Origin of the sequence: Salinimicrobium sediminilitoris (assembly GCF_020866905.1) — a bacterium.
GTDB lineage: Bacteria > Bacteroidota > Bacteroidia > Flavobacteriales > Flavobacteriaceae > Salinimicrobium > Salinimicrobium sediminilitoris.
On the sequence record NZ_JAIVCC010000005.1, the window covers coordinates 934,413 to 960,300 of the forward strand.

Genomic DNA, 25,888 nt, shown 5'->3' on the forward strand with positions numbered 1-25,888 from the left:
CTGAAATAACTGTTTCAGGAGGACCTTCTCCTACTATTTCTGCGGCAGCAGATTATCATTAATGCTCTGTATATAATTCAGAACATCTTCGCTCCCCATTCCGTTTGCCGAAGAGGTGACAAAAAACTGAGGCATTTCTGTCCAGGTTTTTAGCATCTCTGCCTGGTAATCATTAATATTTCTTTCCAAAGCTTTGGGTTTCATTTTATCTGCTTTGGTAAAAATGATACAGAAAGGCACCTGGTGTTCTCCAAGCCAGCTCATGAATTCCATATCAATGGGTTGAGGTTTGTGACGGCTGTCAATTAGTACAAAAGCACAGATCATTTGCTCCCGCTTCTCGAAATACTGAGTAATAAACTTCTGAAAAGTCTTTTTTGCCGTCTTTGAAACGCGGGCATAACCATAGCCCGGTAAATCTACCAGGTACCAGCTTTGGTTGATCAAAAAGTGGTTTATAAGCTGAGTTTTTCCCGGCCGGCCTGAAGTCTTTGCAAGATCTTTCCTGTTGGTAAGAGCATTGATAAGTGAGGACTTTCCAACATTACTGCGGCCAATAAAAGCATATTCGGGCAGCTTGGTTTCCGGACATTTAGAAACATCAGAATTGCTAATGACAAATTCGGCCGATTTGATCTTCATGGGGTGGTTTTAGTACTTACGGGCGGTCAACCAACGAAAAAGGATCTCGTTGAAAGCCTCGGGATGTTCCATCATGGCTGCATGACCGCATTTTTCTATCCAGTAAAGGTTGGAGTCGGGTAACAGGCGGTGAAAATCTTCGGCTACTTCGGGAGGAGTAACATTGTCATTGCGCCCCCAAATAATACAGGTGGGAGTTTGCATCTTTGGAAGATCTTTCGACATGTTGTGCCGAATTGCACTCTTTGCAATAGCCAGGGTCTTGATCAATTTATTGCGATCATTAACCGTTTCGTAAACATCATCCACAATTTCTTTGGTCGCTACTTTTGGATCATAGAAAACATTTTCGGCTTTTTTCCGAATGTATTCATAGTCTCCTCTTTTTGGGTAACTTTCTCCCATGGCACTTTCGTAAAGACCTGAGCTACCTGTTATAACAAGGGCTTTTATGGAATTTGGGTAAAGTTTTGTGCAAAGAAGTGCTATATGACCGCCAAGAGAATTTCCCAGCAGGATCACCTGCTCAAATTTTTTGTGGACAATAAATTCCTGAAGGTATTTTGCAAAGGTGGCAACACTGGTTTTTAAAAGGGAAAGCTCGTACAGGGGCAATTTAAGCAGCACAACTTTGTAACCATGTTTTGGGAAGAAATCAAGAACTCCCTCAAAATTACTTAATCCTCCCATTAAACCGTGCAGGATTATAATTGGTGTTCCTTCACCTTCCTCCACATAACTAAATTTTCCTTCTTCCCTTAGATTATTTTCCATTGATGCCTTTGCTGTTAGCTTCGCAAATATAATGATTTCCTTACAAGTATACCGATTTTGCAGAAGCTGCCATAATTTTCTGCCGCCCAAATTTCACATTTTTTCCCGTACCGGGTTTATTAACATCAAAATTTTTTTAACATATGATTGATACAACTTAAACTGCTTCAAGTAGTTGGTATAACAGGTGGGAGTGAGTCAAGAAGTGGAAAATTTATCAACAATGTGGTAAAAAGTGGTAAAATGTGGTTTAAATTTCAATATATTTGAAGTTGTAAACTACAAGGGTGGTAAATCTCATTGGTACATATGAATGCAAAGTAGACGCTAAGGGCCGGTTGATGGTTCCTGCGCCTATGAAGAAGCAGTTGGTGCCAATCATGCAAGAAGGATTTGTGCTCAAACGTTCAGTTTTTAATCCCTGTCTTGAGTTATATCCATTGGAGCAATGGAACAAGGAGATGGAGAAGATTGGAGAACTTAATCAGTACGTGAAGGAGAATGTGGATTTTATAAGAATGTTTACTGCTGGTGTTAAATTAGTGGATGTTGACACTAATGGGAGGTTATTGATCCCTAAGGACCTTGTAAGGGTCGCAAAGATAAATAAAGAAGTGGTCCTTAACTCCTCTATTGGTAAAGTAGAGATCTGGGATAAGGATTTATATGAAAAATCCATAGATACTCCTGCTGAAGAATTTGCGGCATTAGCCGAACGAGTAATGGGAAACAAAAACCGAAATGCAAATGAGTTATCATAATCCTGTATTGCTGAAGGAAAGTGTTGACGGGCTGAATATTCAGCCTTCGGGCGTTTATGTGGACGTAACTTTTGGTGGCGGTGGGCATTCCCGGGAGATCCTTAGTCGGCTTGGGCCACAAGGAAAGCTTTACGCTTTTGATCAGGATAAAGATGCCCTTGAGAATAAGATCGATGATGAGCGGTTTACGCTTATCAACGAAAACTTCAGGTTTATCAAGCGTTTTCTGAGATTCTACGGTGTGAAAAAAGTAGATGGAATTCTTGGGGATTTTGGGGTTTCCTCTCATCAGTTCGATGTAGCTGAAAGAGGTTTTTCTACCCGTTTCGAATCCAAACTTGATATGAGAATGGATCAGGGGAGTAGTCTTAGTGCATTTGAAGTAGTGAACAACTATGAAGAAAGGCAGCTTAAGGCAGTGCTTTTTAATTATGGAGAATTGAGAAGTGCGCCAAAAATTGCCCGAACTATAATCTCTGCCCGTAAGGAGGAAGAGATCTCAACAAGTGAAAGATTAAAAGAAGTTTTAAAACCTTTTTTACCGGTAGGGCGGGAGCACAAGGTGCTTGCCCAGGTGTACCAGGCGATTAGAATTGAGGTGAATCAGGAGATCGAAGTGCTCAAGGAATTTTTGTTGCAAACCGAAAATTTGTTGAAGCCGGGAGGCAGGCTAAGTCTTATTTCATATCACTCGCTTGAAGACAGGTTAGTGAAGAGATATATAAGGAGTGGCATGTTTGAGGGTGAGCCTGAAAAAGATTTCTACGGAAACATTTCAGTGCCCTTTCAAAAAGTGGGAAAAATGATCGTGCCTTCTTCCGAAGAAATAAAGAAGAACAATCGTGCCCGTAGTGCAAGATTAAGAATAGCTGAAAGAAATGAATAACATGAAAGAGAGCTTATATAACATCCTGAAAGGGAAATTTCTTATAAGTAACGACGCCTTTAACAACTGGCGTTTTATTCTTTTTTGTACGGTGCTGGCAATTTTCATGATTGGCAGCTCTCATAGTGCAGAGCAAAAGGTACATGAGATAGCGAGGCTTAACGATGAGGTGCTGGAGTTGAGGACAGAGTTCCTTGATGGCAGGTCAAACCTTATGAAGCTAAAAATGGAATCTACTATTACAGGTAGAATGGCGCCAAAAGGTATTAAACCTTCAGATGTGCCTCCAACAAAGATCATAGTTAAAGAAAAAGAGTAATGGCAACTACCGAGAAGCACATACTTTACCGCATATATGTTGTGGCAGGTCTTATGTTCTTGCTGGCTGTTGCTGTGGGCTTTAAGCTTCTCAATATTCAGATAGTTGAGGGAGAGAATTACCGGGAGATGGCCGAGCAGCGTACCTACCGGAATTTTGTTATTCCGGCGAACCGGGGGAATTTATATGATACCAATGGAAATTTGCTGGCGACTTCCATACCTAAATATGACATCAGGTTTGATGCGGTTACAGTTTCAGATAAAAATTTCCAGGAAAATGTGGGGCCACTTTCAGAAAAACTGGCAAAAATGTTTGGGGAATCTTCCTCAAGATGGGCACAGAAACTACGTTCTGCCAGGGCCAATAAGCACCGCTACCTGCTCATAGCACGCAATCTTGGATATTCGGAATATATCAAAATAAAAAACTTTCCAATGTTCAACCTTGGCTCGAACCGGGGAGGAATCATTGTGGAGCAAAGAACGGTGCGGGAGCATCCTCTTGGGAAAATGGCTGAGCGCACAGTAGGCTATGAGCGGCAGGATGACAGCGGTTACTATACCCGGGTTGGCCTTGAAGGAGCCTTTGGACCCTATCTTAGGGGTAAAGAAGGAAAACGACTTAAGCAGCGTATTTCCAAAGGGCAATGGAAGCCAATTAGCGACAATAACGAGGTGGAGCCAAAAGATGGGTATGACCTTATTTCGACCATTGACGTTAAGATCCAGGATATCGCTCACCATGCTTTGCTAAAGCAGCTTGAAAAATATGAGGCCGATCACGGTTCTGTAGTAGTGATGGAAACTGAAACAGGGGAGATCAAAGCGATTTCAAACCTTGGCCGTACCTCACAGGGAACTTACTTTGAAAAGCTGAACTACGCAGTGGGAGAAGCCCACGAGCCGGGTTCAACCTTCAAGTTGATGTCTATGATCGTAGCCCTGGAAGACAAGGTGATCGATACCAGTACGATAGTAGACACAGAGAAAGGCCAGATGATTATTTACCGCAGAAGAGTTCGTGATTCAAAACACGGCGGTTACGGTAAGATCTCTGCAGGAAAAGCTTTTGAAGTTTCTTCCAATGTAGGGATCGTTAAACTCATTTATGAAAACTATAAGGACCAGCCTCAAAAATTTGTGGATCGGTTGAAAGCAATGCATCTTGATGAAAACCTCGGCCTTGCAATTAAAGGCGAGGGAACGCCCTATATCCCAACGCCGGGAGATAAGACCTGGAGCGGGTTGTCTCTGCCGTGGATGGCTTATGGCTATGGAAGTATCCAGATCACTCCGTTGCAAACGCTCACTTTTTACAATGCCATTGCTAATGGAGGTGAAATGGTGAAGCCACGCTTTATTAAAGAAGTAAAGGAGTGGGACAAAACGATTGAAAAATTTGATAAGGAAGTTATTGATCCCCAGATATGCAGCCCCGAGACAGTGGCAAAGGTGACCGATTTGCTGAAGAATGTTGTAGAACGGGGAACCGGAAAAAGCCTTTATGATCCTAATTTTTCCATGGCCGGAAAGACAGGAACTGCCCAAACTGAATACTGGAAAGAAGGCTGGGCGCAGAATCCCCAGTACATCTCTTCCTTTGTGGGATTCTTTCCTGTAGAAGATCCAAAATATTCCTGCATTGTTGTGATACATAAACCCGATAATAAAGTTGGGTATTACGGGGCAGACGTAAGTGGGCCGGTATTTAAAAGAATTGCGCAAAAGATATTTACAGATACCCCGGTGCTTGATGAATTTGAAACTCTGGAGACTGTAAATCCTGCTATTGAAAAGAATTACGAAAAATATTTTGCCACAGCCAGGAATCTTGGAAAGGTAATACCAGATTTGAAAGGAATGCCTGCTATGGATGCAGTTTCGCTTTTGGAGAACCTCGGAGTGAAATATGAACTTTCCGGAAACGGGGAAGTGAGCCAGCAGTCGGTTAAACCCGGAACTAAGATCGCTGAAAACCTGGTGATAAAATTGAAATTAAGTTGATCTATTTAAAAGACATATTATACAGGGTGTCCCTGGAGGCTGTAGTTGGAAACACCAACATCCAGGTCAATGATATTCACTTTGATTCCCGAAAAGTGAGTTTCAATGATATATTTGTGGCAATACGCGGTACCCAGACCGATGGCCATGGCTATATAGATAAGGCTGTAGAACAAGGCGCACTTGCAATTGTTTGTGAGGAAATGCCAAAGACCATCGTGAATGGGATCACTTATGTGAAAGTGAAGGACTCACAGCAGGCTTTAGCTTACATGGCCGATAATTTTTATGAAAATCCTTCAGAAAACCTGAAACTTGTCGGCGTTACAGGAACTAATGGTAAAACAACCGTTGCATCTCTCCTGTACCAGCTGTTCACAAAAGCAGGGTTTAAAGTAGGTTTGCTTTCTACCGTAAATGTCATGGTGGGAGAGGAAAAATTTCCTGCTACACATACCACCCCAGATTCTCTTACAATCAATTCTTATTTAAAGAAAATGAATGAGGCCGGTGTGGAGTTCTGTTTTATGGAAGTAAGCTCCCACGGGATCGCCCAGCATCGGACTACCGGATTAAAATTTGCCGGCGGAATTTTCACCAACCTTACCCACGAGCATCTCGATTACCACAAGTCTTTTGCCGAATACAGGGATGTCAAAAAGGCCTTTTTTGACCAGCTTCCGGCTTCAGCTTTTGCTTTAACCAATGGCGATGACAAAAATGGAAGGATAATGCTTCAGAATACAAAAGCCAGGAAATATACTTATGCTTTAAAATCTGTAGCCGATTATAAGGCGCAGATCCTGGAAAATGGATTTGGCGGCATGCTGCTGAAGATCAACGAGCAGGAGGTTTGGACTAAATTAATAGGAAACTTTAATGCCTATAATGTCCTGGCGATCTATGCTGCTTCAGAATTACTTGGATTGACAACTTTGGAAAGTTTAAAGTACATAAGTGAACTCAACGCTGTTAGCGGAAGGTTTCAGTACCACATTTCCGAAGGAAAGATAACTGCAATTGTGGATTATGCGCATACGCCCGATGCTTTGCAGAACGTGCTGGAAACTATCAACAGCATAAGAACAAAAAATGAAGAATTGATCACTGTGGTTGGTTGCGGTGGAGATCGTGACCGTTCAAAAAGGCCAAAAATGGGACACATTGCCTCGAGTCTAAGTACTAAAGTGGTTTTTACCAGTGATAACCCCCGCACCGAAGATCCCGATAAGATCATTGAAGAGGTGGAAGCAGGGGTTGAGCCGCAGAATTTTAGGAAAGTGATGTCAGTCACCAGTAGACTGCAGGCTATAAAAACTGCCTGCCAGCTGGCCAATAAGAATGATATCATCCTAATCGCCGGGAAAGGTCACGAGACTTACCAGGAGATCAATGGGGTGAGAAAGGATTTTGATGATTTCAAGATCGTAAGTGAATATTTAAAGGAGCTAAAAAAATAATTCTCCCGGAGAAGACAAACCGTATGTTATACCATCTGTTCGAATATCTTGAAGAAGCCTATACCTTTCCCGGGGAGAGACTGTATCAATACATCTCCTTTAGATCGGCTGTGGCTATTATCCTGTCTTTAGGTATTTCAACAATTTATGGAAAAAGGATAATCAATTTCCTTCGGAAGAAGCAGATTGGGGAAAGCGTTCGGGATCTAGGGCTTGAAGGCCAAACCCAAAAGGCCGGTACGCCAACAATGGGAGGAATAATCATCATTATTGCCACCCTAATTCCGGTATTGCTGGTAGCGAAACTGGACAATATTTATGTGATCCTGTTGATCGTTACGACATTATGGATGGGAGCAATAGGATTTCTGGATGATTATATCAAAACCTTCCGGAAGGATAAAGAGGGACTAAAAGGCATTTTTAAGGTAGTAGGGCAAGTTGGGCTTGGGCTTATAGTAGGAGCTACAATCTATTTTCATCCCGATATTACCATTAATGAAAATCCGCAGTTGCCCGGAAGTGCCAATGCTGTAGAGCTTATCTCTTCTGCCGAAAATCCTGTAACAACTTCTGTCGAAGAGAAATCGACAAAAACGACTATTCCTTTTGTAAAGAACAACGAATTCGACTATGCGAGTCTTATCTCCTGGATCAATCCAGATTATGCACAATATGCCTGGTTAATATTCATTCCTATTGTGATTTTCATAGTAACGGCCGTTTCCAATGGAGCCAATCTCACCGATGGTATCGACGGTCTCGCAGCGGGAACTTCAACTATTATTGTTCTCACGCTGGGCATCTTTGCGTGGGTTTCGGGTAACATTATTTTTTCAGATTATCTCAATGTGATGTACATCCCCAGGACAGGGGAGATGACAATATTTATTTCGGCCTTTGCGGGAGCATTGGTAGGATTTCTATGGTACAATACTTTTCCTGCACAGGTTTTTATGGGAGATACCGGAAGTCTCACCATCGGGGGAATTATAGCTGTAATCGCACTGGCTACAAGAAAAGAATTATTGATCCCCATCCTTTGCGGAGTATTCCTTATTGAAAATCTTTCTGTAGTAATGCAGGTGGGTTGGTTCAAATACACCCGAAGAAAATACGGGGAAGGCAGAAGGATCTTCCTTATGTCGCCTTTACATCATCATTTTCAAAAGGCCGGTTTTCACGAAAGTAAGATCGTAGTAAGATTCTGGATCATTGGGATCTTCCTGGCGATTGTAACCATTGTAACCCTTAAGATTCGCTAATGGCGGCAGGAGCAAAACATATGAAGGAGAAGAATTTCCTCGTCATCCTTGGAGGAGGCGAGAGCGGTGTGGGTACTGCCATTCTTGGAAAGAAGGAAGGCTTCAGGACATTTGTTTCAGACAAGGGAAAAATTAAGGAGCATTTTAAGGCCCAGCTTGACGCTCACGAAATTGACTGGGAAGAAGAAAAACATTCCGAAGAAAAGATCTTTGAAGCCGACATGGTAATGAAAAGTCCGGGGATACCTGACGATGCCCCCCTCGTCAGCCGGCTTAGAGGAAAAGGCATTCCGGTGATTTCAGAAATTGAATTCGCCTATGCCTTTACTAATGCAGTGTTGGTAGGAATAACAGGAAGTAATGGTAAGACCACTACTACCATGTTTGCACATCATCTGTTGAAAGAAGGCGGATTGAATGTAGGAATGGCCGGTAACGTGGGACAGAGTTTTGCTAAACAAGTTGCCGAAACTAATGCAGATCATTACGTACTGGAGCTTAGCAGTTTTCAGCTTGATGGCATAGAGAAATTTAGGCCACATATTGCCGTTTTGACCAACATAACCCCAGATCATCTTGACCGCTACAGGCATGACTTTAATCAGTATATCGCCAGTAAGTTCAGGATCGTAATGAACCAGACAGAACAAGATTATTTTATATATGATGCCGATGATCCCGTGATCGCGAAATGGCTAAAAGAAAACCCTATACAGTCCCAAAAATTGCCTTTTTCACTCCGGGAGGAATTTGAAAAAGGAGCTTTTATTAAAGATAACCAACTTATTATTCGCACAGATAATTTAGAAATGACCATGCCAACATCAAACATAACCCTTGAGGGAAAACACAACGCCAAGAATGCGATGGCCGCAGCTACTGTTGCACAATTATTACGCATTAGAAAAGAGACAATAAGACAAAGCATGGAAAGTTTTCAAGGGGTGGAACACCGGCTTGAAAAAGTGCTTAAAATAAATAATGTCCAGTACATAAATGATTCCAAAGCTACCAATGTAAACGCGACTTATTACGCGCTTGAAAGTATGGAGTCTGAAACCGTCTGGATCGTTGGGGGTGTGGACAAAGGCAATGAATACGCAGAGTTATTACCATTGGTAAATGAAAAGGTAAAGGCTATTATTTGTCTTGGGGTAAATAATACTCCTATTTTAAATGCTTTTGGGAACTGTGTGGATCAGATTTTTGAAACACGTTCCATGGAAGATGCCGTAAAGCAGGCGTACAAAATTGCAGAAAAAGGAGATACTGTTCTCCTGTCTCCGGCTTGTGCAAGTTTTGATCTTTTTCAGAACTATGAAGACAGGGGAAGACAATTTAAAGAAGCAGTAAGGAATCTTTAAACTAAAGTTTCAAAAAGGGCATTAAATGACAGAAATTTTTTCAAGGATAAAAGGTGATAAAACTATCTGGGCTTCGGCTGCACTGCTGGCGATCTTTTCGTTCCTGCCGGTGTACAGCGCCAGTAGTAATTTGGCCTACCTGTATGGAGATGGGAGTACCCTGCCGTACCTGGTGAGTCATTTTATTCACTTGTTCCTTGGATTTGTTATTATGTTCTTTGTACACAAGGTGCCGTATCACTATTTTGTAGGTCTTTCTATCATCACATTGCCGTTGTTGATCCTGTTACTGTTGTTTACAGTTTCCCAGGGTGTAGTGATAGATGGTGCCAATGCAAGCAGATGGATCAATATTCCTATCCTGAACAAGACCTTTCAACCATCAACTCTGGCATCGGTGGTGCTGCTTACCTATGTGGCTAAATATATGGCCAAGGTCAAGGATAAAGTATACAATTTTAAACAAACGATACTACCCTTGTGGTTGCCGGTGGCAGTAGTTATGGGGCTTATCCTGCCCGCTAACTTTTCGACTACCGCCATCCTGTTTCTAATGGTGCTGCTGGTGACCTTTATTGGCGGTTATCCCTGGAAATATTTATTGGCAATCATAGCCGCGGGTATTGTGATGTTATCCATTTTTATGTTGACCGCCAAGGCATTTCCAGGACTGTTCCCCAACAGGGTGGATACCTGGATAAGTAGGGTGGAGAACTTCACCAATGATGAAGTTACTGAAGCCGATTATCAAATAGAAAAAGCTAAGATTGCTATCGCCAGTGGTGGAGTGACAGGCCAGGGTATTGGGAAAAGTGTGCAGAGGAATTTCCTGCCACAGTCCTCTTCAGATTTTATTTATGCCATTATTGTGGAGGAAATGGGGCTTATTGGAGGGATTGGAGTAATGCTGGCTTACCTCATGCTCTTTTTTAGAATAATTATTGTGGCTACAAAAGCCAATTCGGTGTTTGGAAAATTACTGGTGATAGGTGTAGGCCTGCCAATAATATTTCAGGCGCTGGTCAATATGGCCGTTGCGGTCGAATTATTTCCTGTAACAGGACAAACTTTACCACTTATAAGCAGTGGGGGTTCTTCGATTTGGATGACTTGCCTTGCACTGGGAATGGTGCTTAGTGTTAGTGTGAAGCGTGAGGAAGAGCTTCAACAAATGGAAAAACAAAACGATGCGGAGCAAGATAATCCGCTGGAAATTTTAAGCAAGGCAATATGAAAAATCAACTAAAAGTGATCATTTCTGGCGGAGGTACGGGAGGACATATTTTTCCCGCAATTTCTATTGCCAACGAATTAAAACTTCGATACCCGACCAGTGAGATTCTTTTCGTGGGAGCAGAGGATAAAATGGAGATGCAAAAAGTTCCCGAAGCGGGTTACAAAATAGAAGGTCTTTGGATAAGTGGCTTTCAACGCCGTATGACTGCCAGGAATTTACTTTTTCCGGTGAAACTGGTGAAGAGTTTGTGGAAGGCCCGGGATATAATTAAAAAATTTCAGCCAAATGTGGTGATAGGTACCGGTGGCTTTGCCAGTGGGCCTTTGCTGCAAATGGCAAACAGGGAAAACATTCCCACTTTGATCCAGGAACAGAATTCGTATCCCGGGATCACTAATAAACTCCTGGCCAAGGGTGCAAACACTATTTGTACGGCCTATCCCAATATGGGAAGGTTTTTTCCTGAAGAGAAAATTGTCCTAACCGGCAATCCCGTGCGGCAGGATTTGCTTACGGTTGATGAAAAACGCGAGGAGGCCCTTAAATTCTTCGGAATTGACCCAACAAAAAAGACCGTGCTGGTCCTGGGTGGAAGCCTGGGAGCAAGAAAGATCAATCAATTGGTTGAGGACAACCTGAAGGAGTTTGAGAAACACAACCTGCAGGTGATTTGGCAAACCGGAAGTCTTTATTTCGAAGATTACAGCAAATATGCCGAACTGGAAAACATCCAGACTTTCGCATTTTTGAACAGAATGGACCTTGCTTATGCAGCGGCCGATATTATTATCTCCCGGGCCGGGGCAGGAACAGTTTCTGAATTGTGCATTATTGGAAAGCCGGTAGTGTTTATTCCTTCACCAAATGTAGCCGAAGATCATCAAACCAAAAACGCGATGGCGCTGGCCGAAAAAGACGCTGCAGTAATCCTTTCAGAAAGTCACCTGGAGCAAGGTTTTAGGTCAATATTTTTTCCGCTGGTCGAATCAGATGAGAAGATGAAAAGTTTGGGTAAGAACATTAAGAAACTGGAGAAGCCGTTCGCCACGGCAAATATTGTAAACGAAGTAGAAAAATTATTGACTACCTGGAGGTAAATGGGGCATTACGATAACATACAAAATATCTATTTTATAGGCATCGGCGGGATCGGGATGAGTGCTCTTGCGCGTTATTTTAATGCCAAAGGGAAAAAAGTGGCCGGTTACGACCGTGGCCGCACAGAACTTACCGGGCAATTACAGGAGGAAGGGATTGAAGTCATTACTTCAGATAAGGTTGAAGACCTGCCGGAAGCTATTTTGAAAGACAGGGAATCTCTTATTATTTATACTCCTGCCATTCCAAAAGACCACCCACAATATCTTCATTTTACAGCCGATAGCTACACCATGGAGAAGCGGGCTGCAGTGCTTGGGAACCTTACAAAAGGACATTTCACGCTGGCAGTTGCGGGTACTCACGGCAAGACCACTACAAGCGCCATGCTTGCGCATTTGTTGAAACAATCTGGTGTTAAAATAACCGCATTTTTAGGAGGTATAGCAGAGAATTATAATTCCAATTTAATTCTTGACGGAGATAGGGCTATGGTGGTGGAAGCCGATGAATTTGATCGCTCCTTCTTAAGCCTGTCACCAAACCTTGCTGCCATCACTTCTATGGATGCAGATCATCTCGACATTTACGGGGAAGATGCACAGATCAAGGAATCGTTTAAAGCTTTCGCGGCTTTAATTCCCCAAGGCGGAAAGCTGTTTTATGCCAATGGCTTGCCTCTATTGGGAACGTCTGTTGGGGTTGATGATGATGCAGATGTGGCCGCCGTGAACATAAGTGTCAAAAATGGCAGTTATCACTTCGATTTAAGAACAAAAGAAAAAACTTACGAAGGCTTTGAGTTAAGCCTTCCGGGGAAACATAATTTACAAAATGCAGTCACAGCTTTGGCAATGGCAATTGAATTCGGTGCCCCCCCCGAGTTCCTTGTCGGAGCTTTGGCTTCATTTAAAGGTGTGCAACGTCGGTTTTCATACCGTATTAAGAGAGATGACCTTGTGTTTATAGATGATTACGCACATCATCCTTCAGAAATTATGGCGGTGCATCAGGCGGTTCGGGAAATGCATCCCGGGAAGAGGGTTTTGGCGGTATTTCAGCCACATCTTTTTAGCCGTACAAGAGATTTTGCTGAAGCTTTTGCGGAAAGCCTCAGCCTCTTTGATGAGTTGCTGCTGCTGGATATTTACCCGGCGCGGGAGAAGCCAATTGAGGGAATTACTTCAGAATGGCTTCTGAAGCTGGTCAAAAATGACAAAAAAGAGCTGGTATCCAAAGAAGAGCTTTCCGCAGTAATAAAGAGTAAAAATGCTGAGGTCGTGGTTCTTATGGGAGCCGGCGATATAGGCGAAGAAGTAGGGAAAATACGTAAAGAACTGGCAGGTGAAAATTAACTGGAATTACATAAAAACATTCTTGCTCATTGGCGTAGTGTTCTTTTTATTTGCATTCGCCGAAAAGCGCAATCACGCGCGGGTTCTTTCCGAAGTAAATCTGCATTTTACGAACAGCGAAAACCTGTATCTCACTGAAGAAGCGGTTAATAAATTGTTAATACAAAATGAGGTGAGGGTTAAGAGTATAGGCAAAGAAACTTTAGATTTGAGTAGGGTGGAAGCCCTTGTCGAATCTCATGATATGGTTGAGAGCGCCGAGGTCTTTCTCACGGTTGACGGAAAGATGGGAGCAGAGATCACCCAGAGGAAGCCGTTAGCCAGGGTGATGGCGAGTGCACCATTTTATATTGACAGGCAGGGATCGAAAATGCCGCTTTCAGAATATCATTCTGCACGGGTGCCGTTAGTGACTGGAGTGAATGAAAAGCAACTGGCAGATTTACACCCGCTTATGGATTTTATCAATAAGGATGAATTTCTAACGCGACATGTAACCCAAATTACCCGCTTGCCAAACGGCAAGTTTGAAATTTACCTAAGGCAACTTGATTTTGTGGTGGTTTTTGGCGAAGTGAAGAACATTGAAGAAAAATTTAAAAATTTTAAAGCTTTTTATCAAAAGGCATTGAAGGATAAGAAGCTTGACGCATATCAAAAAGTGGATCTACAATTTGGCGATCAGGTTGTATGCACTAAAAAGTAAAATATGGAACAGAACGACATCGCAGTAGGATTAGACATTGGTACTACTAAGATCGTAGCCATGATTGGCCGTAAGAACGATTACGGCAAAATGGAGATCATTGGGATTGGAAAGGCAAAGAGTCTCGGGGTGCACCGTGGGGTTGTAAATAACATTACACAAACAATACAGTCCATCCAGCAGGCGATACAGGAGGCAGAGGCAGATAGTGGAATGAAAATTAAAGATGTGGTGGTGGGCATTGCCGGCCAGCACATTCGCAGTTTACAACATAGTGATTATATAACGCGTCCAAATCCCGACGAGGTGATTGACGCAACAGATATTGAAACGCTTTGCAACCAGGTACATAAACTGGTGATGCTTCCGGGAGAGGAGATCATCCATGTGTTGCCCCAGGAATTCAAAGTTGATGGGCAGGCCGAGATTAAAGAACCTATTGGGATGTATGGCGGCCGTTTGGAAGCCAACTTCCATGTGGTAGTGGGGCAGGTTTCCTCAATAAGGAACGTGGGAAGATGTGTGAAAAGTGCCGGCCTGGAGCTTTCGGCAGTTACTCTGGAGCCGTTGGCATCTGCTAATGCAGTGCTGAGCCAGGAAGAAAAAGAAGCGGGCGTTGCCCTTGTGGATATTGGTGGAGGTACGACAGATCTTGCCATTTTTAAGGATGGGATCATTCGACACACGGCAGTTATACCGTTTGGCGGTGGAGTGATCACCGAAGATATAAAAGAAGGCTGTTCGATCATTGAAAAGCAGGCAGAGTTGCTTAAAGTAAAATTTGGATCTGCATGGCCGGGAGAGAATAAGGATAATGAGATAGTTTCTATTCCGGGATTGCGTGGAAGAGAGCCTAAAGAAATTACTCTTAAGAACCTTTCCAAGATCATCCACGCCAGAGTGGTGGAGATCATTGAGCAGGTTTACCTGGAGATCAAAAATTACGGTCACGAAGAGCAGAAGAAAAAATTAATTGCGGGAATAGTGCTAACCGGTGGTGGCGCACAGCTTAAGCATATTAAACAGCTGGTGGAATACATTACCGGAATGGATACCAGGATTGGTTATCCCAATGAGCATCTTGCCGGGGACAGTGATACAGAAACAACAAGTCCTGTTTTTGCCACGGCAGTAGGATTGGTATTAAACAGCCTGGAGATAAACAGCAAACATCCTCACACAGAGGAGGAGGAAGAACATGCGCAGGAGGAAGTGGCGGGAGGAGCCACGCCTACGGCAGTACCTCAGGAAGAGGAAGAAGAGCGGGAAGAACGTACCACGGTAAGTCAGCCCCGCAGAACGATATTTGAAAAATGGTTTGAAAAATTTAAAGATTTTTTAGACAACGCCGAGTAGGTTCGGCGAAGAAATAAGCTATGAAAAAGAATAAAAAAGTAGAAAACCAGTAAAACAGAATTTATGAGCAGCACAGAATTCGGAAACATTACATTCGATCTCCCCAAGAATCAATCGAACGTTATAAAAGTTATTGGTGTAGGAGGAGGCGGTAGCAACGCGATCAACCACATGTTTCAACAAGGGATCAAGGGAGTTGATTTCGTGATTTGCAATACAGATGCACAGGCCCTGGAGAACAGTCCTGTACCCAACAAGATACAGCTGGGAGTGAGAGAGACCGAAGGTCTTGGAGCAGGCGCCGATCCTGAAGTTGGTCGCAAAGCAGCTGAAGAAAGTTTTGATGAGATAAGAGCCCTTTTGGACACCAATACTAAAATGGTGTTTATCACCGCCGGAATGGGTGGAGGAACAGGAACAGGAGCTGCTCCCATCATTGCCAAACAAGCCAAGGACATGGGAATTCTCACGGTGGGGATCGTGACCAGCCCGTTTTTGTTCGAAGGCAAGACAAGAAATGAACAGGCCCAGCTAGGAGTTGAAAACCTGCGAAGCCATGTTGATTCACTAATTGTAATCAACAACAATAAATTGCGTGAGGTATATGGAAACCTAGGATTCAAAGCCGGGTTCTCCAAAGCCGATGAAGTACTGGCAACTGCTTCGCGCGGTATCGCCGAAGTAATAACCCATCACTACACGCAAAACATTGACTTGCGGGATGCTAAGACCGTTCTTAGTAACAGTGGTACTGCAATAATGGGATCTGCACAGGCATCTGGCGGAAGCCGTGCCCAGGATGCTATTTCTAAGGCCCTGGATTCCCCGCTGCTTAATGACAATAAAATCACCGGAGCCAAAAATGTGTTGCTGCTTATCATTTCTGGTTCCGAGGAGATCACTATAGATGAAATAGGGGAAATAAGTGACCATATCCAGGCAGAAGCCGGGCACAGTGCAAACATCATTATGGGCGTTGGTGAGGATGAAAGTCTTGACGACGCAATCTCGGTTACTATTATAGCAACCGGTTTTGACATCGAGCAACAAAATGATATTGTTAATACCGAAACTAAAAAGATCATTCACACTCTTGAAGATGAGCAAAGAGCCGAGCATGAACTTTCTCCAAAGAAGACATCATCGGCTTATGACGGGCCTGCGCCTGCGCCAAAAGAAGAGAATAAGATCGTTCATACGCTTTCTTTAGAAGATGAAGTGGATGAGGAGCCGGAGAGTAGTAAGCCTTCAGCTGCAGTGAGGGAAATGAAGGTGGATTACGAAGAAGTTAGGCCAGCTGAGGAAACCGAATTTGTAATCACAGACAGTGTAAGGGAAGTAGAGGTTTCTGAACCAGAGGTTGTAAAACCCGACCCGCAGGAGCAGCAGTTCATGTTTACTTTTGACATGCCTAAAAATGTTGCTTCAGAAGAAAAAGAAGCACCAAAAGCAGAGCAGCCTAAAGCACCCGCAGAGGAGCAAAAGGAGCCTGTAAGAGAACAGAGAATAATCCATACTCTTTCCGAAGATATGGAAGGGAAAAACCAGGTGAAGAAGGAGCTGTCAAATCAGACCAAAAACACCAACAATGGAGTAACCCGTTATTCTCTTAACGACTACATGGAGGTAGAGGAAATGCTGAAGAGCTCACAGCCCGTTCAGAAATCTAAACCCGAACCGGAGCCGGAACTTAGAAGAACGCCTGCGCCTGTTCAACCACCTGTTTCAAGGGTTGCCCCTAAACCGGAAGAACCAAAACAGGCTCCCGAAGAGGAGGCAGATCCATTCAATATTCCAATCAATGAAAGCCTGGTAAAAAGGTCGGCCGAAAGACGGGCTAAAATGAAGGAGTTCAATTATAAGTTCAGGAATAACCTTAAGGTGGATGAGTATGAAAGACAACCGGCTTATAAGAGGCAGGGGATAGATCTTGATAACTCAAAACCGGGAGAGGGAAAATTATCGCGAACTACTTTAGGTAGTGGTGATGATGACGAGATGAGATTTAGAACTAACAATTCTTTTTTACACGATAATGTAGATTAAGTAGTCCCCCAACTATTTAAAACCCGAAGCCAGCCCCCCGGTTTCGGGTTTTTTTGTGTCCGGGAAGTTCTCGCTTTGACCTATTTCGTTATCTTCGCAGGACTAATAAAATCCCATTAAAAATGAGTTTACAGGATAAAGTAATGGCCGAGATGAAAGAGGCTATGCGCGCTAAGGACAGTAATAAGCTTGAAGCTTTGAGAGCGGTAAAGAGTGCAATATTATTAGCAAGGACCGATGCTTCGGGAAAAGATGGACTAAGTGAAGATGAAGAGTTGAAACTCTTACAGCGCCTTGTAAAACAGCGAAAAGAAAGTGCTGCAATTTATAAGGAGCAGGGCCGGGAAGATTTGGCTCAACCCGAACTGGACCAGGCAGCTGTAATAGAAAACTTCCTTCCCGAGCAAATGAGTGAGCAGGAAATAGAGGCCGAAGTTGATAAGATAATTTCGCAAACGGGAGCCAGCGGGATGCAGAATATGGGAAAAGTAATGGGATTAGCTTCCAAAGAATTGGCCGGCAGGGCAGATGGTAAGACTATTTCTATGGTGGTGAAGAGGAAACTTAGTAGTTAGTATTGAGTATTGAGATGGTTACAGGTTTCCTAACTAAGAGTGAGGGGGGAGAAAGTTAGGACTCATCGGACTTTTTAAGAACGTCTTATTATGTTCTAAAGTCTGGGAAATTCTTTGTCGCAGTTTAAAGTTTTTATGTAAATTGCGCCTTCTTAAAAGGCCCCGTGGCGCAACTGAATAGCGCATCAGATTTCGGCTCTGAGGGTTGGGGGTTTGAATCCCTCCGGGGTCACTTAAAAGCAGAAAATCCACAGCGAAAGCTGTGGATTTTTTCGTTTTGCAAAAAAGCTGGGCTTGCTCAAAACTTTGAGGGAAAAAAACACACACCGACTGTAAAGAGGTGTGGATTTTCAATTTTCAGGTGGGGCTCCCGGGGAGAGGCGGAGTCAATCCCTTCGGGGTCACTTCACTCGAAGATAAAATTATTTTTAATGAAGCCGTTGCGTGAAACCGTAAACGATTCGCCATATGATTAATCCAATTAACAAATCCCTAACAAACGAATCCCTCCTCCACCAAAAGTTGTGATTCCATACAAGCCTACAGTCATTAAATTTGATTATACTGTCCGCTTCGGAAAATATAACATCCGAATAAAAAGTTCACAATGAAATACATAATAACAATAGAGGAAGTCCAGACGGTCGATGAGATCAAAGAATTCTGGACAAATGAGAACTATGTTCAATTGCTGGAAAAGTTTGATTATCCCGATGCGGAAGATACCGGATGCGAGAGCTTACGGGAACTACTATTTATGGCAATAGCCGATTTTGAACCTTCTGAAGCTGCAGGGATTGTGCTGAAATACAAACTGGAGAACAAATTGACTGAAGGACAAATTGACCAGATCTCCAATGATATGTTACTGGATACGGTATGTGAGGAATATCCCGAGATTGAATTGCAGGCTCCATTATTCCATATCAACCAGTTACTTTTTAAAGCGTACAACGGCAAATTTCCCAGCTCCAGCGCAACAATTATTAAATGCCTAATTAACTCTCAGGATGAGCCCGAAAAGAACCTTAACAAAGAAATGATCCTAAGAATATTAAATGACGGATTGTCTGACAGGAATATCGTAAAAAGATTATTTGAAGAACAAATGAAGGGTAATTTAGAATTTCTGGAAGCAGAAAACATTATCTGGGACTTGCAAAATCTTGAAAAGAACGAATATAGAATTACAACTTCCGGGAATTTAATTAAAAAGGAGGAAATAATTTCTTCTGAATGGGAAGGTGAATTAACGATTTCTGAAGTAGCTTCTTAGAAAGCGGGATTGGTAGGTCCTAATCCCTCGCGTTCTCCATGCAAATTTTTCTCGCTGAAACGCTCAAAAAACTCACTGGAACATATGGAGGATTTCTTCCAATGCACGTCACTTCGAAGTGGCAATGGTTCTTTCCTGATTGAAGCACAGGTGCAAAAATGCATTTCAAATTGGGTTTACACATGGGCAGAGGGAATTAAAATGCAGCTGCATTTAATTATTGTTCCTGTAGCTATACTTCTGGTTATAAGTTGGATCCATTATTTTGTGGATCTCTAAATTCCACTTTTCCTTTTTTAATTTGTCTTGTTTTACAAGTAAAGAAATTATAGTATTCTTCTAGCCATTTTCCTTTGCGGAAAATGAAAGACAGGTAGTCACAAAGATTGGGACGTGATGTCCTCTGAGACTTTTATATACAAATTCTTTTCTGACTTCCAGGTTATCTTAGGGATGGATAGAGACGACCAGAAGTAGAACAAGAGTTAGAACGCGAATCAAGCAATAAATAATAAATAAAAGGTAGCAGAGCAGAGAAGAATTGGATGTTATAAGAATTACTCAAGCCCATCATGAAGTGCAGGATCTATGTTTTAGGCGTTATAAGCTTTACTTCAAAGATGGTATCCAAAGACACACATGCCTTTGAGGTTTAGAAGATGCTTGAAGGGTTAGCTCCCAATAGAAGTGAATTTTTTCTAAACGATAAAACCCAGCAGTACCAGAAAGATGAAAAAGGCGACAACCAGGCAATGGTCAGACCAAATCTCGAAATTAGACACCTTTTCTTTTTCTTCGGAATTTCTTTTATGTGAGCTCATGATGAAAATTTTTAAGGTTCTAAATCTCTAAAATCCTCTTAAACGGGATTAAATCTAATTTAGAAAATTTTAAGTTTTCAACAAATTTTTAGATGTTAAATGTCTGAAATAGAGTACAGGAATTACTCTATGACCTAAGTTTTTTTCAGGGATAGAGTTAATAAAACTAAAATTTCAGGAACTGCAGGATAGCATGGAACAACCCGCTTTTTGTGCGGCCCATTCCGGTCGTTTGGCGACCAGCTCCTCAAAACCGGTCGATGCATACGGCTGCTTTAGCGCCTCCTGAAGCTTCAGGAAGAGCATGTTTTCTCCTTTTTCCAGCTCTTCAATAGCTTGGTGTAAAAGGTAATTCCGAAGAATAATCCTGGGATTGTTTTGGTTCATGAGCTTTTTAATTTCTTCTTCAGAAAAGTTGCTGTTTTTCCGCATTTTTAAGTAATCTGTGATAAGAGCTGTAAAGAGTTCAGCGTCCTTTGGCTCCAGGCTGTTATAAAATGAGGGCTTGAAATGTTTTAAAATTGCTTCAGAAGCAGCTTCAGAAGGAACATCGGCGAGTAAGCGATAGAAGATGGTCATATCTGGCTGAACTACAGAAAGTACTTTTTCGAAGCGGGAGATTAGTTCCTTTTCTAGTTTTCCAACTTTATCAAATCCTAGTTTGCGACCCATCATTCTATAATAATGGTCCCAAAAGGACTTTTCATAGGTTCCCAGTGCGGCTTCAAGTCCCTCTGTATCTTCAAAAAGTAGGGAAAGAGCATTGGCAAGCCTGCCAAGATTCCAGTATCCTATCGAAGGTTGGTTTCCAAAAGCATAACGGCGGCCGGGAAGATCTGTGGTGTTGGGAGTAAAGTTATGGTCGTAGTTATCAAGAAAAGAAAAAGGCCCGTAATCTATTGTAAGACCTAAAATGGACATATTATCTGTATTCATTACTCCATGGACAAAGCCTACTCTTTGCCACTCACTCATCAAAAAGGCCGTTTTTTCAACTACTTCTTCAAACCATTTTAAAATACTGTCTTCATCTGTAAGATGAGGGTAATATCGATCTATGGTCCAGTTTACAAGTTGCCGGAGCTTTTCGGTTTCCCGCTGTGCAGCCAGTAATTCGAAGTTTCCGAAACGTAAAAAAGAGGGAGCCACGCGGGTAACAATCGCACCGGGTTCATATTCAGGATTGCCGTTATAAAACATGTCGCGCAATATTTTGTCTCCTGTCGAGACAAGAGAAAGGGCCCGGGTAGTGGGTACTCCCAGGTGGTGCATAGCTTCGCTCATCAAATATTCCCTGACAGAGGATCGCAGTACTGCTCTTCCATCGGCATGCCGGGAATAAGCAGTGGGACCCGCACCTTTTAATTGAAGTTCAAAAATGCCATTTTTGGTGCTCCATTCCCCAAGGTTGATAGCGCGACCATCTCCCAATTGCCCTGCCCAATTGCCAAATTGGTGACCCGCATAGCAGGATGCGTAAGTAACCATCGAAGATGTGACCTTATTGCCGGCGAGAACTTCAATATCTGTTTGAGATGGATATTTGATCCCAAGTTTTTCGGCCAAATCGGTTGACCAGCCAAGTAACCTTGGAGCTGCTACAGGAGTGGGGGCTGCCTTGCTGTAAAGTTTTCCGGGGGTTTGACGTGGAGTGCGATCCCCGCTGTCATCTCCTTCAAAGGTCTTTGTGAAGGCATTTTGAAATTCTTTTTCTGAAATAGCAATCATGGAATTTTTTTGTCAAAATACGAAACTTTCAGCAAGACCCGAAGGGGCATTTCCTCGGCTGCTGTTCAACCTACAAGAAGGGAAAAACTGATTTTTAAAAAGTAAGAATTTTCTTTGGAAAATTAACAGCAGCTTAAACAATGATAAAGAATTAAGTTAAACCTAAATTAAATTGTATTTGGGAGAAGAAGATCTAATCTATTTTTATAAAAAAAATTGAAGACATGATTTCTTACCAGAGTAAAAACGACATTCAAAATCAGGTGCTTAACCTGTTGCCGCACCAAATTGAGGAGTGCAGGGAGTGTGACAAACTTCCGGAATCTCTTGTAGAGCTTATAAAACATAATTACCAGGCCACTTTCGTATGCTATGATAAAAAATCCAATTGCATAGAAGTGGGAATTGAAAATGAAAAAGAGAATTCACCTTATCCTGAAATACAGGTTCAAAAAATCCCTCTTAAGAAAGCTGTTGCCCAACTAGGAAAGACCTTTAGGAGTAGTGATTCTGACCTTAAATTCTATGGAAAAATTCTGGCGAGCTATGGCTCTTCTTCCAGGGTTGAAGATGTAGTTTTGGTCTAGCAATAATTTGCAATTTACCTTAAGCTTCCCGAAGTGTTTTTCGGGGAGCTTTTTTTATGGAAAAAACTTTCAGGCTTCTATCTTTGCCAATACACCTTCAGTTATAACCATGAATTCAACCAGCTTTATTCTTGCCCGCACAAACCTTCCTCAAAAAAGCGTAGAAAATACACTGCAATTGTTGAAAGAAGACGCTACAATTCCTTTTATTTCAAGGTACCGCAAAGAAATGACCGGAAATCTGGATGAGGTGCAGATCGAACAAATCGTAAAATTTAAAGCCGAATTCGAGGAACTGGAGAAGCGAAAGAAAAGCATCTTAAAGACCATTTCTGAACAGGAGGCACTAACTCCCGAACTGGAATCTAAAATTCTTGCCACAAACGATCTTGTTCATCTCGAGGATCTTTATTTGCCTTACAAGAAAAAGCGGAAAACCAAAGCCGATGCTGCACGGGAACTTGGGCTGGAGCCACTCGCTAAAATGCTCATGGCACAAAATTCTTCCAATATAGAAGCTGCGGCAGAAAGATTTACAGGGAAGGATGTTGTCTCCGTGGCCGATGCACTTTCCGGAGCAAAGGACATTGTGGCCGAATGGATCAATGAGCATCAAGGCGTGAGAAGCCGGCTTCGGAAGATGTTTCTACAGAAGGCAATGATCTCTTCAAAAGTGATCAAAAAGAAGGTTGAAGAGGAGGAAGCACAAAAATTCAGGAATTATTTTGAGTGGGAGGAAAAGCTGAAGTTTATTCCGTCTCACCGGTTACTCGCCATTCTTCGGGCCGAAAAAGAGGGATTCGTAAGGGTAAAGGTGGAAGTGGGGCAGGAAGAGGCTTTTAGAGGCGTATCGGCGGCAATCCTAAAGCCGCAGCAGAACTCCTTTAAAACTATTTTAGAGGAAGCTATTGAGGATGCTCTTAAAAGGCTACTATTTCCTGCACTTTCCAATGAAGTGCTAAGCGTTGCAAAACAAAAAGCAGATGAAGATGCGATTAAAGTCTTCGCCGATAACCTAAGGCAGTTGTTGCTCGCACCTCCCTTGGGTTCAAAAAGAATTCTGGCGCTCGACCCGGGTTTTAAATCTGGATGTAAGTTAGTCTGTCTGGATGAAAAAGGGGATTTGCAGCATAACGAAACCATTTTTCCACATCCGCCGCAAAAGGAAATTGCAATGGCTTCAAAAAAGGTGAAATCCCTGGTGAATGCTTACAATATAGAAGCCATTGCAATAGGAAATGGAACTGCCTCCCGTGAAACTGAATTTTTTATCAAGAACATACGCTTCGACCGGGATGTACAGGTGTTTATTGTTAATGAAGCCGGGGCCTCGGTATATTCCGCTTCAAAAATTGCCAGGGCCGAATTTACCAATTTTGACGTCACTGTGAGAGGAGCTGTGTCCATTGGCCGCAGGCTCGCAGATCCATTGGCCGAACTGGTGAAAATAGATGCTAAAGCAATAGGTGTTGGGCAGTACCAGCACGATGTGGATCAAACAAAGCTTAAGAATGAACTTGACCGCGTAGTGGAAAGTTGTGTGAATGCAATTGGAGTCAATCTTAATACGGCCAGTGCCCCTTTGTTAAGTTATGTTTCGGGTATTGGACCTGCTTTAGCTGAAAATATTACCAATTACCGAAGTGAAAATGGGGAGTTTTCCTCCCGAAAAGAATTGCTGAAAGTTCCCCGTCTGGGAGCCAAGGCTTTTGAACAGGCAGCTGGATTTCTCAAAGTGCCCAATTCTGAAAATCTTTTGGACAATTCGGCTGTACATCCTGAAAGTTATTCCATAGTAGAAAAAATGGCCGCCGATCTTAACGTGGACCTGAAGGAGCTCATTGGCAACAAAGCTCTGATATCAAAAATAACTCCTGAAAATTACATTTTTGACACCGTAGGTTTACCTACGATTAAGGATATCCTGCACGAACTTGAAAAACCCGGAGTAGATCCCCGTAAGTCGGCTAAGGTATTTGAATTTGACCCCAATGTCAAAACAATTAAAGATCTCAAACCCGGGATGAAGCTGCCAGGGATCGTGAATAATATCACCAACTTTGGGTGTTTTGTAGATGTTGGAGTCAAAGAAAGTGGACTGGTCCATATCTCCAAGCTGAAAAATGATTTCGTAAGCGATGTGAATTCGGTAGTAAAACTGCATCAGCATGTACAGGTAACGGTGATGGAAGTAGATGAACAAAGAAAGCGGATACAACTTTCAATGATCGATTAATGAAGTTAGATATTAGAATTGGGAAATTAGAAGTAGTGTTCAGTGGTCGGTGGACAGAGGGCAGAAAAAAGTCTTAAGTGCACCGAAATCAGTTGGCAGAAAAAACAGGAGAGTAGATGGATAAAGAAATAGGGCGGCAGAGGTAATTAAGTACTCCAATGCTCCATCGGCTACTGCGTAGTTAACTCCTCTCCTTTGGAGAGGCGGGGGAGAGGATTAGTCTCGATAATCGAGCTTCCCGTTCTCAATTTTTGCCGGTTTAGTGTAAGGGTGCTCGGTAATTTTATTCTGTGCCATGATATGCAGGACCTTCCAACCATCGGCTTTCAGTTGATCGGCTACCATAGATCGATGACAGCTCCACCAAACTGCTTCAGAACACATGATGGCGGTTCTCATTTCAGTAGCAATAGCTTTTAGTTCATCAACGGTAGACTTAAATTCAGGAGTTTCCATGTAATCAGCATATCCGCGGAAAGATGGATGTCGCCATACCTGGTTTACAGAATCCGGTTTTGCTTTTCGCCTTCCTCCAAGATTTTCAAAATGATTATATAAAATGTCATTTTTGGGAAGGGAGTCTGCAAGAGCTTCCAGGTTGAAGTGTGGAAATTTCCTTGAACCGGGATACCGGCGGATATCCACCAGGACTTCAATTTTATGGGAGTGCAACCATTCCAAAAATTCCTCCAGCGGATGAGTGGAATGTCCTATTGTCCAAATTTGATGTTGTGGTGGCATTTTTTAAATGTAGAGTTACGACGTTTGAAATAAATTCTTGCTTTTCGTTAATGATGAGATTCCTCAGTCGCAAAAAGCTCCTTCGGAATGACAAATCTTCTAGAACCCGCAACCCGCTCTTCAGAGGACAGGGAAAATCGGTGGTCCACAATCCTTCAGTTGTCGGGTACTGAAATAAGTTGACCATTTTCCGGAGTTTTAAACAACTCAGTATTATGGCAAAACTACAAGATTTTTCTAAAGAGAGTTCTCAACGGGTAAATCGTTATTTTAGTGAGAGCTTTAAGCGTAAAAAGGTTCGGGAGATTGAGAAGAACCTAGTGACGGTTGCGGAGATTAGCAAAGAATATGAAGTATCAACAACGGCAATTTATAAGTGGCTGGACAAGTATTCCCGCAATCGCAAACGAGGCGTAAAACAAGTTGTAGAACTTATGAGTGATACCCGCAAATTACAAGATCTAAAGGCCAGAATTCGTGAACTGGAACAAATGCTTGGTCAAAAGCAATTCGAAATCGAGTTTAAAGATAAGATGATCGATATTGCAGAAGAGATGTATGATATCGATATCAAAAAAAACTAGGTTCCAAACCCTTACCTGGTTCTGGCTCCACAGGGAAGCCCACCGATGGAAAATGAACCAGATCT

At 42.5% G+C, this 25,888-nt stretch carries 23 protein-coding genes and 1 tRNA gene; 19 read left to right on the forward strand and 5 right to left on the reverse strand.

What is annotated here, in order from left to right:
• Positions 1-33: 33 nt before the first annotated feature.
• Positions 34-642, reverse strand: a complete 609-nt coding sequence (gene yihA, locus LA313_RS09380) for a ribosome biogenesis GTP-binding protein YihA/YsxC (RefSeq protein ID WP_228914425.1) — start codon at positions 640-642, stop codon at positions 34-36.
• A gap of 9 nt (positions 643-651) precedes the next feature.
• Positions 652-1,416 (reverse strand): alpha/beta fold hydrolase, encoded by a 765-nt coding sequence (locus LA313_RS09385; RefSeq protein ID WP_228914426.1) that lies wholly within the window; start codon positions 1,414-1,416, stop codon positions 652-654.
• A 287-nt stretch (positions 1,417-1,703) separates the two neighbouring features.
• On the opposite strand from LA313_RS09385, the gene mraZ reads away from it, so the two are divergent.
• From mraZ to LA313_RS09465, 16 genes are all read left to right on the forward strand, one after another.
• Complete coding sequence (gene mraZ / locus LA313_RS09390; RefSeq protein ID WP_228914427.1) at positions 1,704-2,177, forward strand: division/cell wall cluster transcriptional repressor MraZ; 474 nt, start codon at positions 1,704-1,706, stop codon at positions 2,175-2,177.
• The gene (gene rsmH, locus LA313_RS09395; protein WP_228914428.1) at positions 2,164-3,063 is read left to right on the forward strand and encodes a 16S rRNA (cytosine(1402)-N(4))-methyltransferase RsmH; all 900 of its coding nucleotides are present in this window, start codon (positions 2,164-2,166) and stop codon (positions 3,061-3,063) included. Before mraZ ends, rsmH begins: the two co-directional genes overlap by 14 nt.
• A 1-nt stretch (position 3,064) precedes the next feature.
• Positions 3,065-3,382, forward strand: a complete 318-nt coding sequence (locus LA313_RS09400; RefSeq protein ID WP_228914429.1) for an FtsL-like putative cell division protein — start codon at positions 3,065-3,067, stop codon at positions 3,380-3,382.
• Entirely contained in the window at positions 3,382-5,388 is a 2,007-nt protein-coding gene (locus LA313_RS09405) for a penicillin-binding protein (RefSeq protein WP_228914430.1), read from the forward strand. Before LA313_RS09400 ends, LA313_RS09405 begins: the two co-directional genes overlap by 1 nt.
• Complete coding sequence (locus LA313_RS09410) at positions 5,385-6,848, forward strand: UDP-N-acetylmuramoyl-L-alanyl-D-glutamate--2,6-diaminopimelate ligase (protein ID WP_228914431.1); 1,464 nt, start codon at positions 5,385-5,387, stop codon at positions 6,846-6,848. Before LA313_RS09405 ends, LA313_RS09410 begins: the two co-directional genes overlap by 4 nt.
• Positions 6,849-6,871: 23 nt before the next feature.
• The gene (mraY, locus tag LA313_RS09415) at positions 6,872-8,113 is read left to right on the forward strand and encodes a phospho-N-acetylmuramoyl-pentapeptide-transferase (RefSeq protein WP_228914432.1); all 1,242 of its coding nucleotides are present in this window, start codon (positions 6,872-6,874) and stop codon (positions 8,111-8,113) included.
• A gap of 20 nt (positions 8,114-8,133) precedes the next feature.
• The gene (murD, locus tag LA313_RS09420; protein WP_228914433.1) at positions 8,134-9,477 is read left to right on the forward strand and encodes a UDP-N-acetylmuramoyl-L-alanine--D-glutamate ligase; all 1,344 of its coding nucleotides are present in this window, start codon (positions 8,134-8,136) and stop codon (positions 9,475-9,477) included.
• A 25-nt stretch (positions 9,478-9,502) separates the two neighbouring features.
• Positions 9,503-10,711, forward strand: a complete 1,209-nt coding sequence (locus tag LA313_RS09425) for an FtsW/RodA/SpoVE family cell cycle protein (RefSeq protein ID WP_228914434.1) — start codon at positions 9,503-9,505, stop codon at positions 10,709-10,711.
• Positions 10,708-11,811 carry an undecaprenyldiphospho-muramoylpentapeptide beta-N-acetylglucosaminyltransferase gene (murG, locus tag LA313_RS09430; RefSeq protein WP_228914435.1) on the forward strand — a complete coding sequence of 368 codons (1,104 nt, stop codon included), beginning with the start codon at positions 10,708-10,710 and terminating at the stop codon, positions 11,809-11,811. Before LA313_RS09425 ends, murG begins: the two co-directional genes overlap by 4 nt.
• On the forward strand, positions 11,812-13,167 hold the full coding sequence (murC, locus tag LA313_RS09435) for a UDP-N-acetylmuramate--L-alanine ligase (protein ID WP_228914436.1): 1,356 nt from the start codon (positions 11,812-11,814) through the stop codon (positions 13,165-13,167).
• Positions 13,157-13,873 carry a cell division protein FtsQ/DivIB gene (locus LA313_RS09440; RefSeq protein WP_228914437.1) on the forward strand — a complete coding sequence of 239 codons (717 nt, stop codon included), beginning with the start codon at positions 13,157-13,159 and terminating at the stop codon, positions 13,871-13,873. The genes murC and LA313_RS09440 overlap by 11 nt, the downstream gene beginning before the upstream one ends.
• Positions 13,874-13,876: 3 nt before the next feature.
• A complete protein-coding gene (ftsA, locus tag LA313_RS09445) occupies positions 13,877-15,229 on the forward strand; it encodes a cell division protein FtsA (RefSeq protein ID WP_228914438.1) in 1,353 nt (450 codons plus the stop codon).
• Between the two features lie 63 nt (positions 15,230-15,292).
• A complete protein-coding gene (gene ftsZ / locus LA313_RS09450) occupies positions 15,293-17,275 on the forward strand; it encodes a cell division protein FtsZ (RefSeq protein ID WP_228914439.1) in 1,983 nt (660 codons plus the stop codon).
• 122 nt (positions 17,276-17,397) lie between these two features.
• Positions 17,398-17,850, forward strand: coding sequence for a GatB/YqeY domain-containing protein (locus LA313_RS09455; protein ID WP_228914440.1), 453 nt, complete (start codon positions 17,398-17,400; stop codon positions 17,848-17,850).
• A gap of 158 nt (positions 17,851-18,008) precedes the next feature.
• Positions 18,009-18,082: transfer RNA gene (locus LA313_RS09460), tRNA-Arg, on the forward strand.
• A 375-nt stretch (positions 18,083-18,457) separates the two neighbouring features.
• On the forward strand, positions 18,458-19,126 hold the full coding sequence (locus LA313_RS09465; protein WP_228914441.1) for a hypothetical protein: 669 nt from the start codon (positions 18,458-18,460) through the stop codon (positions 19,124-19,126).
• A gap of 698 nt (positions 19,127-19,824) precedes the next feature.
• Here the strand turns inward: LA313_RS09465 and LA313_RS16360 are convergent.
• Positions 19,825-19,947: a hypothetical protein gene (locus LA313_RS16360; RefSeq protein ID WP_255702491.1), complete on the reverse strand. Its 123-nt coding sequence runs from the start codon at positions 19,945-19,947 to the stop codon at positions 19,825-19,827.
• A 174-nt stretch (positions 19,948-20,121) separates the two neighbouring features.
• The gene (locus LA313_RS09470; RefSeq protein WP_228914442.1) at positions 20,122-21,675 is read right to left on the reverse strand and encodes a protein adenylyltransferase SelO; all 1,554 of its coding nucleotides are present in this window, start codon (positions 21,673-21,675) and stop codon (positions 20,122-20,124) included.
• 224 nt (positions 21,676-21,899) lie between these two features.
• On the opposite strand from LA313_RS09470, the gene LA313_RS09475 reads away from it, so the two are divergent.
• Together LA313_RS09475 and LA313_RS09480 are read left to right on the forward strand one after the other, a co-directional pair.
• Positions 21,900-22,262: a hypothetical protein gene (locus LA313_RS09475; protein ID WP_228914443.1), complete on the forward strand. Its 363-nt coding sequence runs from the start codon at positions 21,900-21,902 to the stop codon at positions 22,260-22,262.
• Between the two features lie 109 nt (positions 22,263-22,371).
• Positions 22,372-24,498: a Tex family protein gene (locus LA313_RS09480; RefSeq protein WP_228914444.1), complete on the forward strand. Its 2,127-nt coding sequence runs from the start codon at positions 22,372-22,374 to the stop codon at positions 24,496-24,498.
• Between the two features lie 216 nt (positions 24,499-24,714).
• Here LA313_RS09480 and LA313_RS09485 read toward each other — a convergent pair whose 3' ends face one another.
• Positions 24,715-25,239, reverse strand: a complete 525-nt coding sequence (locus LA313_RS09485; protein ID WP_228914445.1) for a DUF488 domain-containing protein — start codon at positions 25,237-25,239, stop codon at positions 24,715-24,717.
• A gap of 215 nt (positions 25,240-25,454) precedes the next feature.
• On the opposite strand from LA313_RS09485, the gene LA313_RS09490 reads away from it, so the two are divergent.
• On the forward strand, positions 25,455-25,823 hold the full coding sequence (locus LA313_RS09490; RefSeq protein ID WP_228914446.1) for a transposase: 369 nt from the start codon (positions 25,455-25,457) through the stop codon (positions 25,821-25,823).
• The last annotated feature ends 65 nt before the right edge of the window (positions 25,824-25,888 follow it).

Excerpts from the sequence above, each read along its gene's own strand:
- yihA (WP_228914425.1), bottom strand. The coding sequence starts at position 642 with ATGAAGATCAAATCGGCCGAATTTGTCATTAGCAATTCTGATGTTTCT.
- LA313_RS09385 (WP_228914426.1), bottom strand. The coding sequence starts at position 1,416 with ATGGAAAATAATCTAAGGGAAGAAGGAAAATTTAGTTATGTGGAGGAA.
- rsmH (WP_228914428.1), top strand. The coding sequence starts at position 2,164 with ATGAGTTATCATAATCCTGTATTGCTGAAGGAAAGTGTTGACGGGCTG.
- LA313_RS09400 (WP_228914429.1), top strand. The coding sequence starts at position 3,065 with ATGAAAGAGAGCTTATATAACATCCTGAAAGGGAAATTTCTTATAAGT.
- LA313_RS09405 (WP_228914430.1), top strand. The coding sequence starts at position 3,382 with ATGGCAACTACCGAGAAGCACATACTTTACCGCATATATGTTGTGGCA.
- mraY (WP_228914432.1), top strand. The coding sequence starts at position 6,872 with ATGTTATACCATCTGTTCGAATATCTTGAAGAAGCCTATACCTTTCCC.
- murD (WP_228914433.1), top strand. The coding sequence starts at position 8,134 with ATGAAGGAGAAGAATTTCCTCGTCATCCTTGGAGGAGGCGAGAGCGGT.
- LA313_RS09425 (WP_228914434.1), top strand. The coding sequence starts at position 9,503 with ATGACAGAAATTTTTTCAAGGATAAAAGGTGATAAAACTATCTGGGCT.
- murG (WP_228914435.1), top strand. The coding sequence starts at position 10,708 with ATGAAAAATCAACTAAAAGTGATCATTTCTGGCGGAGGTACGGGAGGA.
- murC (WP_228914436.1), top strand. The coding sequence starts at position 11,812 with ATGGGGCATTACGATAACATACAAAATATCTATTTTATAGGCATCGGC.
- ftsA (WP_228914438.1), top strand. The coding sequence starts at position 13,877 with ATGGAACAGAACGACATCGCAGTAGGATTAGACATTGGTACTACTAAG.
- ftsZ (WP_228914439.1), top strand. The coding sequence starts at position 15,293 with ATGAGCAGCACAGAATTCGGAAACATTACATTCGATCTCCCCAAGAAT.
- LA313_RS09455 (WP_228914440.1), top strand. The coding sequence starts at position 17,398 with ATGAGTTTACAGGATAAAGTAATGGCCGAGATGAAAGAGGCTATGCGC.
- LA313_RS09465 (WP_228914441.1), top strand. The coding sequence starts at position 18,458 with ATGAAATACATAATAACAATAGAGGAAGTCCAGACGGTCGATGAGATC.
- LA313_RS16360 (WP_255702491.1), bottom strand. The coding sequence starts at position 19,947 with ATGAGCTCACATAAAAGAAATTCCGAAGAAAAAGAAAAGGTGTCTAAT.
- LA313_RS09470 (WP_228914442.1), bottom strand. The coding sequence starts at position 21,675 with ATGATTGCTATTTCAGAAAAAGAATTTCAAAATGCCTTCACAAAGACC.
- LA313_RS09475 (WP_228914443.1), top strand. The coding sequence starts at position 21,900 with ATGATTTCTTACCAGAGTAAAAACGACATTCAAAATCAGGTGCTTAAC.
- LA313_RS09480 (WP_228914444.1), top strand. The coding sequence starts at position 22,372 with ATGAATTCAACCAGCTTTATTCTTGCCCGCACAAACCTTCCTCAAAAA.
- LA313_RS09485 (WP_228914445.1), bottom strand. The coding sequence starts at position 25,239 with ATGCCACCACAACATCAAATTTGGACAATAGGACATTCCACTCATCCG.
- LA313_RS09490 (WP_228914446.1), top strand. The coding sequence starts at position 25,455 with ATGGCAAAACTACAAGATTTTTCTAAAGAGAGTTCTCAACGGGTAAAT.